Consider the following 14,070-nt stretch of genomic DNA (forward strand, 5'->3'; position numbering starts at 1 on the left):
AAGTATGAAAAACTAAATAAGTTTGATCCGGTGACTATGGCTTAGTTGTAACACCCGTTCCCATTCCGAACACGAAGGTTAAGAACTAATACGCCGATGGTAGTGCAGGGGAGGCCCTGTGTGAGAGTAGGACGTTGCCGGGTAATTTATGGTTTATTAGCTCAGTTGGTAGAGCACATGACTTTTAATCATGGTGTCCGGGGTTCGATTCCCCGATAAGCCACCAAAACAAGAGATGTGTATTTCAATAAATTTGAAATACACATCTTTTATTTTTAAAATTTTTTATGTGTACTTTAATAGTGTATTTGTATTGGGTATATTTCTAAAAGCCCTATATAATGTTACATTAGAATATGACGTTGTTAATGAATTTTTTCTAACAGATAAAATTGATGCAAAGTTTTTTTGGAGAAGCAGCAATGAAAAAAGCGATGCATAATATTTCAAGTTAGTGATTTAGATTTTATTGTGGATTTGGTTATAAGCATGCAGGACAAAGTTAAAGTTATATGTCCTCTACAATTAAAAGAAAAAGTAAGATTAATGAATGGTATAAATTTAATAAGATAGGTTTCTATCAAAAATAGATTAACAATTAGAAGAATAATATCTGACTATACTATTAGTTAGAAGTACAAATAATTAGAAAGTTGCTGCTTATTTATGATTATGTTGATTAGAAGGAAAAGGGAGATATTTATTTGGGTACTATCAATGTAATATTATCGAGGTCTAGTTACAGTGGAAAATATTAAAGTAGCGATTTTTAAATTGGAGAAAGTTTTGGAGCAAGGTAACATATGTTTTTATATTCATATAGATGGGAAACTATACAGGAAAAGGAATATCTATAGGGCATATAGCTAGGGTAGCAAATAAACAGAGGAATAGAAATATATTACAGAATTTAGAGGCTTAGCTAGTGAGGATAGAATAAATGAGGCATTAGAAAATATTGAAGAAGAGTCTGTGATTGGTATTGGAAATAATACTAAATGGAAGGTCGATGCTAATTTAGATTAAGGAATAATTGATAAAATAGTATCTTTACGTAGAAAAGAACCTAGCCAAGGGGGAGTTATGGCTAGGTCTTTTATTATACTAATAATTGGGGATTAAGGTTTATTTCTGCCTATAATTCTCCAATTATAGGCAGAGGAAATATAAGAATTAATAATTAATTATTAACAACTTTTTTTTTCTGCTGGTATTATAAGAGAAGCATCTTTTGTAACTTCGTTATCGTTTTTTAAAGAATTTTGTTTTTCTATTTCTTTAACAACTCCTGAAGTTTTATATGTTGGCATAAAGCGCTCAGCTAAACTCCATAGATGATCTCCTTTTTTTAATCTATATTTTATATAAACGTAATCAGAATCTTCAGAAACTGTTTTTACGACCTCATAAGAGTTTATGGAGTTATTAGTTTTAACTGAAGTTTCACTAGTTTTATCACTATTTGATTGAGTTGTTCTTTTATCATTTGTAGCAATATTATTACTAGATGATTGCTGCACTAGATTTGATTGAGAAACTTTTTTTAATATATTGTTTTTTTCATATTTATTATAGTAAACTGCATAGCTTCCTACAAGAAAAACAAAAATGCAACATAATATAAACAATAATTTACCTTTGCTCAAATTAAGCACCTCTTTCCTTAACATTGGTAATTATTGACTTAAAAAATTTTTTTTATACACCTTTTTAGAAATTTTTTAAATAAGGTATGCTAAAATATATATAAGATTTTAATAAGCGGGTGAAGTAATGGATAGTAAATTATTATTAAAAGAACTTTGTTTAAAAAATGCACCAAGTGGTTATGAAGATAACTTATTTGGTGTAATTAAAACGGAATTTTCTAGTTTTGGAGATATTGCAATTGATGGTATGAAGAATGTTTACGTACATAAGAAAGGAAAAGGTAAATGTAAAGTTGTGCTTATGGCACATGCAGATGAAGTATCGCTTATTGTAACTTCCATTGAAGATAGGGGATTTTTAACGTTTAAGCCAATAGGCATAGATGCTAAAACTCTTATTTCACAAGAAGTAATTGTGCATGGAAAACAAGATATATCTGGAATTATAGGTATAAAACCTCCTCACCTTATGAATCAAAAAGAAAGAACAGAGGCGATACCGGCAGATAAGCTTTTAATAGATACTGGTTATAGTACTGAAAAACTAAAGGAAATAGTTTCTGTGGGAGACTATGTAACTATAAAAAGAGATTTTTACGAGCTTTTTAATAATTCGGTAACTTGTAAGGCCATTGATAATAGAGCAAGTATTGCAGCAATGTATGTTTGTGCACAAGAACTTCAGAATGTAGCACATGATGTAGAAGTGTATTTTGTTTGTTCGGCACAAGAAGAAGTTGGGCATAGAGGAGCCAAAATGGCAGCGTATAATTTAAATCCAGATATTTGCATAGCAATAGATGTTACTTTTGATGGTGGAAAGCTTGGAGATACAGATAGAGAAAACGAAATCGGAGGAGGTCCTGTAATTTGTATTGGGCCTAATATACACGGAAAGGTAATGGAAAAGATAATAGATACTGCGAATAGCTATGGAATCAAATATAAGGTTGAGGTTGAACCTGGGAATACAGGATGTGATGCATGGGATACACAAATTTCAAGATCAGGAGTGCCTTCAGTGCTTGTTTCAATTCCAATAAAATATATGCATACCTCTGTTGAACTTGTTAGTGTTGATGATATAAATAATACAGGAATTCTTATATCAAAGTTTATACAGGAATTAAACAGTATAGATGTGGAGGAATTATTATGTTTTTAGAAAAGCTTTGTAATGCATCAGGACCTGTGTCATATGAGGATGAAGTGAGAAAACTTATAAAAGATGAAATAAAGGACTTTGTTGATGAAATAAAAGTCGACAGAATTGGAAATATTATAGCCCATAAAAAAGGCAAGGGTAAAAAGGTTATGATAGATGCGCATATGGATGAAGTTGCATTTATAATAACTGGAATAAATGATGATGGAACAATGAGATTTGCGGCTATGGGAGGAATCAATAGCAAGATAATAGCATCTAAGATGGTTTATATAGGTAAAAATAAAATACCAGGGGTCATCGGCTTGAAGCCTATTCATCTGCAAAACAGCGATGAGAGGGAAAATAGTATAAGTTATGATAAATGCTGCATAGACATAGGAACTAAATCTAAAGAGGAAACTAAGAAATACGTTAAATTAGGAGATTATGCTGTGTTTACAACAGAATTTGCAGAGTTTGGAGAAGGACTTGTAAAGGCAAAAGCTCTTGATGATAGGGCGGGATGCGCAGTTTTAGTTGAGGTGCTTAAGGAAAATTATGATTGTGATTTATATGCTGCGTTTAATGTAATGGAGGAAATAGGTGATAGAGGGGCATATGTTTCCGCCTTTCAAATTAGTCCGGATATAGGAATTGCCATTGAAGGTACAATATGCGCAGATATGCCGGGAATACAAGATCATTTAAGAGCGACTGAAATAGGAAAAGGACCAGCTATATCAATAATGGATAGAACAAGCATATTTAATGTTGACATTACAAATGATATTATAGAAACCGCTGAAAAAAATGGCATACCATATCAAAGACGAAGGGCCATTGCAGGAGGAAATGATGCTGGTGCCATTCATACATCTGGAAATGGTGCTAAAGTTGCAACTGTATCTGTACCATGTAGATATATACACTCATCAGTTTCAGTAGCAAGTATTAATGATTTTAAAAATACAGTTGAACTTTTAAAAAAATACATTTGCAACTTGAATTAAAGGGGTGGAAAAATGGATAAATTGCTTAAGGATATTGTTGAAGTTTTTGGAGTAAGTGGACATGAAAGTAAAGTATCTCAGTTTATAAAGCAACAGTTAAAAGATATGGAATGTGAAATAACAGAGGATAAGCTTGGAAACATAATAGTAAAAAAAGGCTGCGGAGAAAAGAAAGTAATGGTATCTATCAATATGGATGTGAAGGGTTTAATTGCATATTATATTGAGGAAGATGGTAAGGTCAGAATTCATAACTTAGGAGATATTGAGGCAGATAATGTTGTAAATAAACTCGTAGAATTTGAAAGTGGTGTTTCTGGAGAGGTTTTATCCTATGATAAAGGAAAACATGAATTTAGAGATTTATATGTAGATTTGGGCTTTAAGACAAGAAAAGCTGCACTTAACTATGTGAAGGAAGGAGATGCAGCTTGTTTTAAAGGGAGCATATATGAAGAAGAGGATAATATAGTTGGTTCAAATTTAAGTAATAGAATAGCATGTTATGTAATGCTCAGACTTATAAAGGATGCTTGTAAATACAACAAAGAGGTGTATTTTGTATTCTCTGTGCAAGGAGAACTTGAAGCAAGAGGAGCTAGAGCAGCAGCCTTTGATATTAAACCCGATCTATGCTTTGCACTTAGTACTGAAAATGAAAAGTACATAAAGCTTGGCAATGGACCGGTAATAATTGCAATGCAAAAGGGGCTTATTATGCATAGCGACATAAAAGAACTGTTAATAAAGGAAGCTAAAAAAATGGATATGAGTGTTCAGCTATGTGTTTCAGATGAAATAAGCGATGGGAGTACAGTACATAAGGAAGTGGGAGGAGTACCTACAGGCACAATAGCCGTACCATGTCAAAATAAAGGAACTATTAAAGAAACTGTTAATTTAAAAGATGTGCAAAAAACTATTGATTTAATAAAGAAGTGTCTAAATAAAATTTAAAATAGCATAATGTAGATGCTGTCATTGCCTTTAATAGTTTAATAGAGTAAAATATCTTTAAACAAAGGTGAAGTTTTCTGAGGAAAGGGAGAATATGTATGATTAGAGCAGCAGTACTGGGGCCAGCAGGGACTTTTAGTGAACTCGCAGTAGAAAAGTATAAAAAGAAAACAAATCAGGAGTTTAACAGCATATTTTATCCTACAATAACAAAGGTAGTTAATGCCATTGGAGATGAATGTGATATAGGAATTGTACCAATTGAAAATACATTAGATGGATTTGTACAAGTTACTTTGGATTTGTTGATTGAAAAAAAGGTAAATATTATAAATGAACTTGTTATTCCTATACAATTTGCATTTGCTGCAAACAGTAATATAGAAGAAGTTAAAAAAATATACGTTCAATTTAAAACTCAAGGGCAATGCTGTAAGTTTTTAGAGAGTTTTAAAAATGTAAAAATCATAACAACTGAAAGCAACGGTGAATCTGTCCAAAAGATAAAAGAAGGATTAGAAGATGAGGGTGCCATAATTCCTGAACATATGATTAATTCATTTGAAAAACTTAAGTTTAGTATTAATTGTGTTACAGATTCAGATGAAAATGAAACTAGATTCATAGTACTTTCGGCGGACGAAAAAGAAGGTTGTAGAAAGGGAAAGCATTATAAAACGTCTATTGCTATAATGGATGCAGCAGATGATAGACCAGGTGCTTTATTTAGAGTGTTAGAAGAATTTGCCCAGAGACAGATAAACTTATCATCAATAATATCTAGACCAACTAAAAAGGGCCTTGGAAAATACTATTTTTTTATTGATATAGACGGTTCTTATCCTGAAGAAGAAAATGTAAGACAAGCTATTGAAGTTATAAGCAAACATAGTTTAGTTAAAATTATAGGATCATACAGCACCTTGTAGGTATATTGTCTGAAGAGTTAAAATGAAAAAAATAATTTGGATGCTTTAATTAGTTGACAAGTGACAAGTCAAGCAAATGGAAAGAATCTATTCTAAACCTGATATCTGTCACTTGTCATTAAGTTGGTTATTATTTTTTACTTGTTTTAATCATAGAAAAGATTATACTGAGTATCAAAGTCAAGAAAATAACTGCTAGCGATACTCCAAGTGATATTTCAATATGGAAAAATAGTATGCCAAGTTTTATTCCTGTAAAGACCAAAATTAATGCCACACCATATTTAACATACTCAAATTTGTTGTGAAGTTTTTGAAGCAAGAAGTACATAGCTCTTAAACCTAAAATTGCAAATATGTTTGAGGTATATACCAAAAATGGATTTGTTGTTATAGAAAAAATAGCAGGGATTGAGTCTATGGCAAATAGAACATCAGAGCCTTCAATTATAACGAGTATTGCAAAAAGTGGAGTGGCATGGAGAATTTTATTTTTTCTTACGAAAAACTTTTCCCCAGCTAATTCATCAGTGACCGGAATTATTTTTTTTAATCCCTTAAAGAAAATACTGTTTTTATAGTCTGTGCTTTCTTCTTTTTTAAAGAACATTTTAATTCCGCTTACTATCAAAATTATGCCAAATACGTATAAAATCCAATGAAATTTATTTACTATTGCTACGCCTAAGACTATAAATATTAGCCTAAGTACTATAGCTCCAAAAATTCCATAGCTTAGGATTCTTTTTTGATACTGAGGTTTTATGGCAAAGCCTTCGAAGATAAGTAAAAACACAAATAAGTTGTCTAGACTTAAGCTTTGTTCAATTATATAACCTCCAAAGAATTCAAGGGCGTGGTCTCTTCCCATGAATATATAGATGCCAATATTAAATGCAATAGCTAGACCTACCCAGAAGCATAAAGTTTTTAGAGCTTTTTTTGTTTCCATAAGCATACGCTGATTTACAGCGTTTTTCACCTTCCTTCCATTTATTAAAGTAAATTTTATTTATTTAAAACCTTATTAATAGCATCCTGCAGAGCTTTCCAATCATTTTCATACATTTCTTTAAAAGAGCCATTTCTGTTATAAGTCAATGCTGAAGGATGATACATTGGAAAAATATATTTTTTTAAGTTATCATCATAAATTAGCTTGCCATGACATTCTCCTATGTTTTTAAAGCTTGTAAGCCTTTTTAATGGAACATTACCAAGAGTTATAATTATTTTGGGATTTACAAGTTTTATTTCCTCATCTAGAATCTGTCTAAATAGATTTACTTCTGAGGTTTTAGGAGGTCTATTACTCGTAGTAGTTTTACCTGTTTTACTTAAATTTATTTTTATAGGTCTAAAAAAGCAAGTATTTGTTATTCTGATATCTTTTCTTGATAAACCTATAGAATTTAAATATCCTTCAAAAGTTTTACCGGCCATTCCAACAAAAGGTTTTCCAGATTCTACTTCAGTTTTACCTGGTGCTTCACCAATGAACATTATATTTGCAGGTATTGGACCATCGCCTGTAATCCAGCCTCCTGTAGAGGAGCTGTCATAGTTCTCACATATTTCTTTTATTTTCGATTTAAGATAATTGTGGCTATCCATTCATTTAACACTCCTTAAATTACATAGTTTTAGTAACTATTTTAACATATGCTTTAAAAGTATTGTATATTAAATTTTAACAATTTATACTGAAAGAAATTGTTGTTTAAATTTGTTTTTTAAGCGTATAATATATATATAAGGGAGGGATGATACATGAAAAGAGCTATTTTGATTTTAACCTTGTTAATTGCTACTGTTACATTTTCAGCATGCGGAAGTAATTCTAACAATACTAATAAAAGTGCTTCTGATAAAGCTAAGACTACAGCTAGCACGACAAATAAAACAACACCAGCAGCAAGCAAAACATCTGACACAGAAAGTGATGATGAAGTTATTACGGATATAGATAATTGGAGTCATCCAGTTAAAGAAGTATTTAAGGCTGAAGATATTAAGCTTAATAAAGTAGAGCTTAAAGATAATAAGACGTATGCTATATTCTATATAAGTCTAAATAAAGATTTAAATGATGAAAATAAATCTTATTATTCAAGTCTTATGGAAAAGATAGCAGCGGCTAATGGATATTGGAATTATGAAGTTAAAGATGAAAATAAGGATATAGATATAAAAGTAAAGTGCAAAGATAAAAAAACTGTAGATAGTATAGAATATAATAAAGACAGTCAATACTTCTTAGCATCAAATACGTCAAGTACATCAAGTACTATTAGTAATGATGAACTTATAAGTTATCTTAAGCAAAATGTTTCTGAGGTTAGCAGCTTTGTAGATACATTATCAAAGAATAAAAATGTAAAACCCATTTTGTATGTAGAACGTTCTCCAAAAGCATCGTCAAGTGATACTTACTTGAGAGATTATTATATTATTTACGTTGGAGAAAATCATACGGACCATAATGTTAATATATATAGATTCGCAATTAATAAGGATAGCAAGCAAATATTATATTATGATACAGCCCAAAATAAGTATGAAACATTACAAGAATGGCGAAATAGTAAAAAATAAAATGTATTTAAGAGGTGAATTTTGTGAAGGTACCTATGATAATGACACCTGGGCCTACACAGGTTAAAGAAAATGTTAGGTTTTCAAGAGCTACCCAAACTACAAATCCTGATCTTGACCTTCAATTTTACGATTTTTACAAAGAAACTTGTGAGAAGATAGGAAAAATGTTAAAAACCAAAAATGAAGTGAGAGTTTTAAGTGGAGAAGGAATACTTGGACTTGAGGCAGCATGTGCTTCACTTACAGAACCTGGAGATAGGGTATTAGTTATTGAAAATGGAATATTTGGAGAAGGCTTTGCTGATTTCGTAAAACTATATGGAGGAGAACCCTTCTTCTTTAGAGGTGACAAGAAACATAAAATAAATATTGAAGAGCTGAAGAATTTTTTAGATATAGATAGTGACTTTAAATATGCTACAGTTGTTCACTGTGATACTCCATCTGGAGCTTTAAATGACATAAGTGAAATATGCCCACTATTAAAAGAAAAAGGAATACTTACCGTTGTAGATAGTGTTGCAGCTATGGGAGGAGAAGAAATAAAAGTAGATGATTGGAAGATAGATATAGCACTTGGAGGTTCTCAAAAGTGTATCTCAGCGCCTCCTGGACTCACGGTTGTAAGTATAAGCGATGATGCATTTAAAGCAATGGAAAATAGAAAAGTCCCTATAGCATCATTTTATTGTAATCTTCTTTCTTGGAAAAATTATTATGAAGATAAATGGTTTCCATATACTCCACCTATAAGTGATATAGTTGGGCTTAGCACAGCAATAGATAATTTATTAAAGGATGATAATATACTGCTTAGACATGATAAAATAGCTTCTGCAGCCAGAGCAGCAGTTGTTTATGCGGGTCTTAGTTTGTATATGAAGGATGGATTTTCAAATACAGTAACAGTTGTGCAAGTACCTCACGGGATAGATGATAAAAAATTAAGAGATTACATGGTTGAAAATTACAATGTTATGATAGCTGGTTCCTTTGGATACCTTGAGGGACGAGTTCTAAGAATAGGGCATATGGGTGAAAATGCATATCCAGATAAGGTAAGTTACACGCTATTTGCCCTTCAGAAAGCTCTACAACATTTTGGTTTTAAATGTGAGCACGATATGTGCAAAACTTTTTTAGAAAAATTTTAAAATAAAGCTATGTTAAAAAGTTAACGTTTATTTAAAACATAGTATAAAGAAAGATGGAGATTATGCTCTGTCTTTTTTTTTATTAGAGAATAACATAATAATTAAACAAAAAATTATAAAAGTTAATATCATATATATGCTAATATATACGATAATTGGAATGATAGAATGTTTTTTATGCTGAATGAAGGTGAAATAAATTGAAAGATGAAAGTTATGTTGTTATTTCTGAAGCACCTAAGATTAATTATTTGAAAGATTATGCTGCGCTGCCGCAAAATTACGGAAGTAAAGAGTATTTTTCAAGGGAAGATGTTAAGGCAATAAAGGAAACGGTTTATAAAAATTTAGATGATTTAAATAATAAAATAAATTTTGTAGAAAAAATGAAAGGAAAAGGCATTTTAATAAAACCTAATCTTGTTTCTGTATACCACAAGATGGGCTTTAAAGAGGATGATTATCCAGAATCTACAGATCCAAGAGTTTTTGATTGTATAGTAGCTTACTTTAAAAGGATTAGTGAAAATGTAGTAATCATTGAATCCTCAGGAAAAGGAATGCCTACTAATGTAAGTTTTAAAGTAAGTGGTATTGATAGAGTAGCTCAGCATTACAATGTGAAGTGCATTGCTTTAGAAAATGAGCCGGTAATTAGGTACATGCTGCCGAAAGCTGAGGTTATGAAAGAAGTATACATTCCTCAAATAATGAAAAGTGTCATAGATGGTAATGCTTTTTATGTCTCTGTACCTAAAATGAAAACTAATTTATACACAGGAGTTACCTTAGGTTTCAAAAATGCCATGGGTATTATTCCTTATAATTTAAGACAAAGGAACCATAATTATAATATAAATAAAAAGCTTGTTGATTTATTATATTTGTTTAAACCAAATTTAACTATTATAGATGGAATTATAGGTGGAGAGGGTTGTACCCCTGCACCAGTTGATCCAGTTGATATGAGGGTGATCATAAGCGGAAATAACAGTGTTGAAACAGATAGAGTAGCTACTAGGATGATGGGTGTTGACCCAGAGGAAAATAAACTAATGGTTGAGGCAGTTAAGAGAGGTTTTAATGATAACAAGGTTAATATAATTGGAACCGAAAAAGTTGTTCATTTTAGAAAAGCTGAGGCCTCTTTAATGGATGATGACTTTAAAAAGAATTTTCCAAATGTAAAAGTGTTAGTTGGACATATGTTAAATAACGCACCTGTAATAAATGATGTTGACAATGTAACGCCCGATACAGTGAGGATAATAGAAAAAGCTTGTGATGGAGGATGTCTGGCAGCAACAAAGACATCTTTTGAAATTATGAGGTATGTTAAAAATCTTGATAGAAACTTTGAACTTGTTGTAATAATCGGGAGTGGTGTAAAGGTAGGAGATAAAACATATTATTTTGATAGAGATGGAAAAGCGTATGAAATTGAAGACATAAAAAACATGAAAATAAAGAGATTAACTATAGGCGAATGTACTAAAAGGTTAAAACCATTTTGCGAATATAATGGCAAAGGATGCTGTAGTCCAAGCAGCTGCATGCTGATGCCATTTAAGGCGGTAGGAGAAAAATTCCCCCTACTATCTTTTAAAAACAAATATGTTATTGAGCTTATTATAGAGACATTAAGGACTTATTTTATAAAAAGAAAGTTAATTAAAGCTGGTCAGTGGGTAGACTGCAAAGAAGAGGCTATTGATAAAATATACGAAATACCAGAACTTAAGCAAGAACAAAAAGAAATTGACTATATAGAATGGCCTCTTCCAGAACTTACAAAGGAATTAAGAAAGCAAAAATTAAAAGAGATAAGATTATCGCTTTAAATGTGAATGGAGTTGAGCAATTATGGAGAATAATGCAATATTAAATTACAATAATAAGGTGAATAAAATCAATACCTTAATAGTTGGAATGTGTGGTATTGCTTTGCTTATTTTTGGATTAACCACAGGTCAAACAAGTATGTTTCTTGTACCATCAATAGTTTTAATTATCGGAGCGAGTATTTCGATAATTTTCATTAAGAAAAAGCAGTTTGAAAATGCTATAGGGTTTATAACAGTCTTTTGTGTGCTTTTTACTAGTTTATATGTTATATTATGTGGTAAAAACATCAATAGAGCTTTAACTGTTTTATCAATTTTTGTTGTAATGTGCGATGCCGCATTATACATGAGAAAGTGGATTGTTTTGTCTATAGGAATATGTATTAATATAGGAATTGTACTTATACAAGTTGTAAGTCCACTTATGGCATATAAGGATTTTGCAAATTCTATGATGTGCATCGATCTGTCTATTATAATCTTATTTTTTCTCACTAAATGGGGAAATGAACTTGTACATTCAATTTCCAAAGTTGAAAAAAGTAATTTAGAAGCTCTTAAGAAGATAACAGAGTCAGGTAAATTGGTAAAAGAAAGTACAAAAGTGTTAAATGATGGTATAGAAAAGTCTAAAAATAATCTAGAAGCTTTAAGTGAATCTAGTAAGGACATAATGTCTACAATTAATGAGGTGGCTAGTGGTGTTACCCAGCAGTCAGAAAGTATGAATAATATAAATACATTAGTGGATGGAGCTAATAAAAAAGTTTCAAATACGTATGAATTTTCAGTTAGCATGAATGATATTTCTAAAAAGGCTGCAGAAGTTGCTTTAGATGGATCAGAGAAGATAGAAGGTATGTATAATCAAATAGATTTAATAAATAAAACAATGGATGAATCTCTAGAAACTACTCAGGAGCTTAGAGAAAATATCAAAGAGATAGGTGCTTTTTTATCAGGTATAAACGAAATATCAGAACAAACTAATCTTCTTGCATTGAATGCATCCATAGAAGCGGCTAGAGCAGGGGAATATGGTAAGGGATTTGCAGTAGTTGCAGATGAAGTTAAAAAGCTTGCGGAGCAAAGTAGTAAATTTACAGAAGAAATTAACAATATTATAGTTAAAGTTAATGAAAAAACTGAAGCTGTTGTTGAAAAAGTAAAAAATGGCAAGAACACAACTGAAGATGGTAAAATAATGGCAGAAGAAGCAAATGGCAGCTTTAAAAAGGTAAAGGAGTCTTTTGGAGATATAAATAAATATATTTCAAAGGAACTTGAACTTGTACAAGATGTATCAAAGGTATTCAAAGAAATTAATGAAGGGTGCGTAAATATAGCGAGTATTTCTGAGGAACATTCGGCGGCAACGGAGGAGGTTCTTGCTAATATAGAAGAAGAAGATTCAAAAATTCAAAATATATATGATTCAATAAAAAAACTTGAGTCATCCAGTGAAGAACTTCAAAGTATGTTTTTAAATTAAAAGTTCTTTTAAAGGGTTACGGCTGTGAAAATTAATTTATACATGCTTCAAAGTGTTATGAGGTCTATGCAAATTAATAATTGTAGTGGTTTAGCAGCTGCAAAATAAGAAGAAAGAAGCTTTTATCCAAAGCTTAGAGGGGGAATAAATATGGATTATAAGGAATATTTTGAAAAGAAGTTAACTGATGAGGAGATATTAAGGTGTTTTAGGGTGGTTATGCCATATCTAAATGAATTGATGATGAATGATTGTACGGTTGCGCTTACAAATACGGAAAAGGGAATTTTTGCTTCAAATGCTGAGCATTCTTTTTATTGTGGACCTGAGAATGAACAATTAATTGAGGTAGTAAAAAAGTGTATGGATGCAAACAAACCTCAAACTGAATTAATTGATAAAGAAGTGTATGGTAAGGAGTTTAAAGTAATAGCTGTTCCAATAAAGAATTCAAAAAATGAAATTATAGGTTCAATATCTAATGGAATTAATACAACTGGAAACTCAAAATTGCTTGAAAATATAAACTCATTAAATAATATAATAACGGATGTTTCTGAAAATACGCATCAAATAGCTAATGCTTCTGTAGGACTTGCGGAGCATCAGCAAAATGTAATGAAGCTCACTCAAGAAACAGTTGAAACGGTATCTGAAACAGATAAAGTACTAGAACTTATTAAGAGCATTGCAAATCAAACAAATTTGTTGGGGCTTAATGCGGCAATAGAGGCTGCAAGAGCTGGAGAGAATGGAAAAGGATTTTCTGTTGTAGCGGCTGAAGTAAGAAAATTGGCAAATCAAAGTAAGGAATCTGTTTCTACAATAAAGGACATTCTTGATAAAGTAAATGAGTCTATGGACAAAATATCTAAAGCAATTGAGGAAACTGCGGCAATAAGTCAGGAGCAAGCAGCATCAACTGAAGAAATAAACGCATCTATTGATAATATAACTAATAGTGTCAAAAATTTAAAGGAATTTAGTAAGGAACTTTATTAAAATAAGTCTATGTTTTAAAAGAATACCTCCTAAGTCTATGTGTTATTTATTAATGGACTTTAAGGATTGCTCGTTAGGAAGCTATTTGAAGAGTGTGTACCTAAATAATAGAATTGATAATTTTGGTACAAGCTCTTTTTTATTTTATGTGAAATATGAGATAATAGAGATAAACCATTTGAAACATTAAAATTAGTAAAGGGTTTTTCATAACATTTAACTTATAAAAAATAAGTATACAATGCGCAGACTTAATTGTGTACTATAAATAAAGGGAGGGAAAACAAA

12 protein-coding genes, 1 tRNA gene and 1 rRNA gene are annotated in these 14,070 nt (G+C 31.1%); 11 read left to right on the forward strand and 3 right to left on the reverse strand.

Annotation, left to right across the window (positions count from 1 at the left end; all coding sequences use genetic code 11):
• Positions 1 to 26: 26 nt before the first annotated feature.
• Positions 27 to 143 (forward strand): 5S ribosomal RNA (gene rrf, locus AGR56_RS13615).
• Positions 144 to 150: 7 nt separating this feature from the next.
• Positions 151 to 226, forward strand: a tRNA-Lys gene (locus AGR56_RS13620).
• A gap of 961 nt (positions 227 to 1,187) precedes the next feature.
• Here the strand turns inward: AGR56_RS13620 and AGR56_RS13625 are convergent.
• Positions 1,188 to 1,646 carry a LysM peptidoglycan-binding domain-containing protein gene (locus AGR56_RS13625; protein WP_053242687.1) on the reverse strand — a complete coding sequence of 153 codons (459 nt, stop codon included), beginning with the start codon at positions 1,644 to 1,646 and terminating at the stop codon, positions 1,188 to 1,190.
• Positions 1,647 to 1,773: 127 nt separating this feature from the next.
• Here AGR56_RS13625 and AGR56_RS13630 point away from each other — a divergent pair, with 127 nt between their 5' ends.
• From AGR56_RS13630 to pheA, 4 genes are all read left to right on the forward strand, one after another.
• Positions 1,774 to 2,814 carry a M42 family peptidase gene (locus AGR56_RS13630; protein ID WP_053242688.1) on the forward strand — a complete coding sequence of 347 codons (1,041 nt, stop codon included), beginning with the start codon at positions 1,774 to 1,776 and terminating at the stop codon, positions 2,812 to 2,814.
• On the forward strand, positions 2,805 to 3,806 hold the full coding sequence (locus AGR56_RS13635; protein WP_053242689.1) for a M42 family metallopeptidase: 1,002 nt from the start codon (positions 2,805 to 2,807) through the stop codon (positions 3,804 to 3,806). The genes AGR56_RS13630 and AGR56_RS13635 overlap by 10 nt, the downstream gene beginning before the upstream one ends.
• A 12-nt stretch (positions 3,807 to 3,818) precedes the next feature.
• Complete coding sequence (locus AGR56_RS13640; RefSeq protein WP_053242690.1) at positions 3,819 to 4,763, forward strand: aminopeptidase; 945 nt, start codon at positions 3,819 to 3,821, stop codon at positions 4,761 to 4,763.
• A gap of 98 nt (positions 4,764 to 4,861) precedes the next feature.
• Complete coding sequence (pheA, locus tag AGR56_RS13645) at positions 4,862 to 5,692, forward strand: prephenate dehydratase (RefSeq protein ID WP_053242691.1); 831 nt, start codon at positions 4,862 to 4,864, stop codon at positions 5,690 to 5,692.
• A gap of 130 nt (positions 5,693 to 5,822) precedes the next feature.
• Here pheA and AGR56_RS13650 read toward each other — a convergent pair whose 3' ends face one another.
• Both AGR56_RS13650 and AGR56_RS13655 read right to left on the reverse strand, forming a co-directional pair.
• Entirely contained in the window at positions 5,823 to 6,644 is an 822-nt protein-coding gene (locus AGR56_RS13650) for a TerC/Alx family metal homeostasis membrane protein (protein ID WP_084757162.1), read from the reverse strand.
• Between the two features lie 56 nt (positions 6,645 to 6,700).
• Entirely contained in the window at positions 6,701 to 7,306 is a 606-nt protein-coding gene (locus tag AGR56_RS13655) for a uracil-DNA glycosylase (protein ID WP_053242693.1), read from the reverse strand.
• A 156-nt stretch (positions 7,307 to 7,462) separates the two neighbouring features.
• On the opposite strand from AGR56_RS13655, the gene AGR56_RS13660 reads away from it, so the two are divergent.
• The 5 genes from AGR56_RS13660 (at position 7,463) to AGR56_RS13680 (ending at position 13,782) form a co-directional block, all read left to right on the forward strand.
• On the forward strand, positions 7,463 to 8,287 hold the full coding sequence (locus AGR56_RS13660; protein WP_053242694.1) for a hypothetical protein: 825 nt from the start codon (positions 7,463 to 7,465) through the stop codon (positions 8,285 to 8,287).
• A gap of 23 nt (positions 8,288 to 8,310) precedes the next feature.
• On the forward strand, positions 8,311 to 9,444 hold the full coding sequence (locus AGR56_RS13665) for an alanine--glyoxylate aminotransferase family protein (RefSeq protein ID WP_053242695.1): 1,134 nt from the start codon (positions 8,311 to 8,313) through the stop codon (positions 9,442 to 9,444).
• Positions 9,445 to 9,644: 200 nt separating this feature from the next.
• The gene (locus AGR56_RS13670; RefSeq protein ID WP_053242696.1) at positions 9,645 to 11,285 is read left to right on the forward strand and encodes a DUF362 domain-containing protein; all 1,641 of its coding nucleotides are present in this window, start codon (positions 9,645 to 9,647) and stop codon (positions 11,283 to 11,285) included.
• A 22-nt stretch (positions 11,286 to 11,307) separates the two neighbouring features.
• The gene (locus tag AGR56_RS13675; protein ID WP_053242697.1) at positions 11,308 to 12,780 is read left to right on the forward strand and encodes a methyl-accepting chemotaxis protein; all 1,473 of its coding nucleotides are present in this window, start codon (positions 11,308 to 11,310) and stop codon (positions 12,778 to 12,780) included.
• A 150-nt stretch (positions 12,781 to 12,930) separates the two neighbouring features.
• Entirely contained in the window at positions 12,931 to 13,782 is an 852-nt protein-coding gene (locus AGR56_RS13680; protein ID WP_053242698.1) for a methyl-accepting chemotaxis protein, read from the forward strand.
• Positions 13,783 to 14,070: the final 288 nt, after the last annotated feature.

The sequence above is a fragment of the Clostridium sp. DMHC 10 genome (assembly GCF_001270375.1).
Lineage (GTDB): Bacteria > Bacillota > Clostridia > Clostridiales > Clostridiaceae > Clostridium_S > Clostridium_S guangxiense.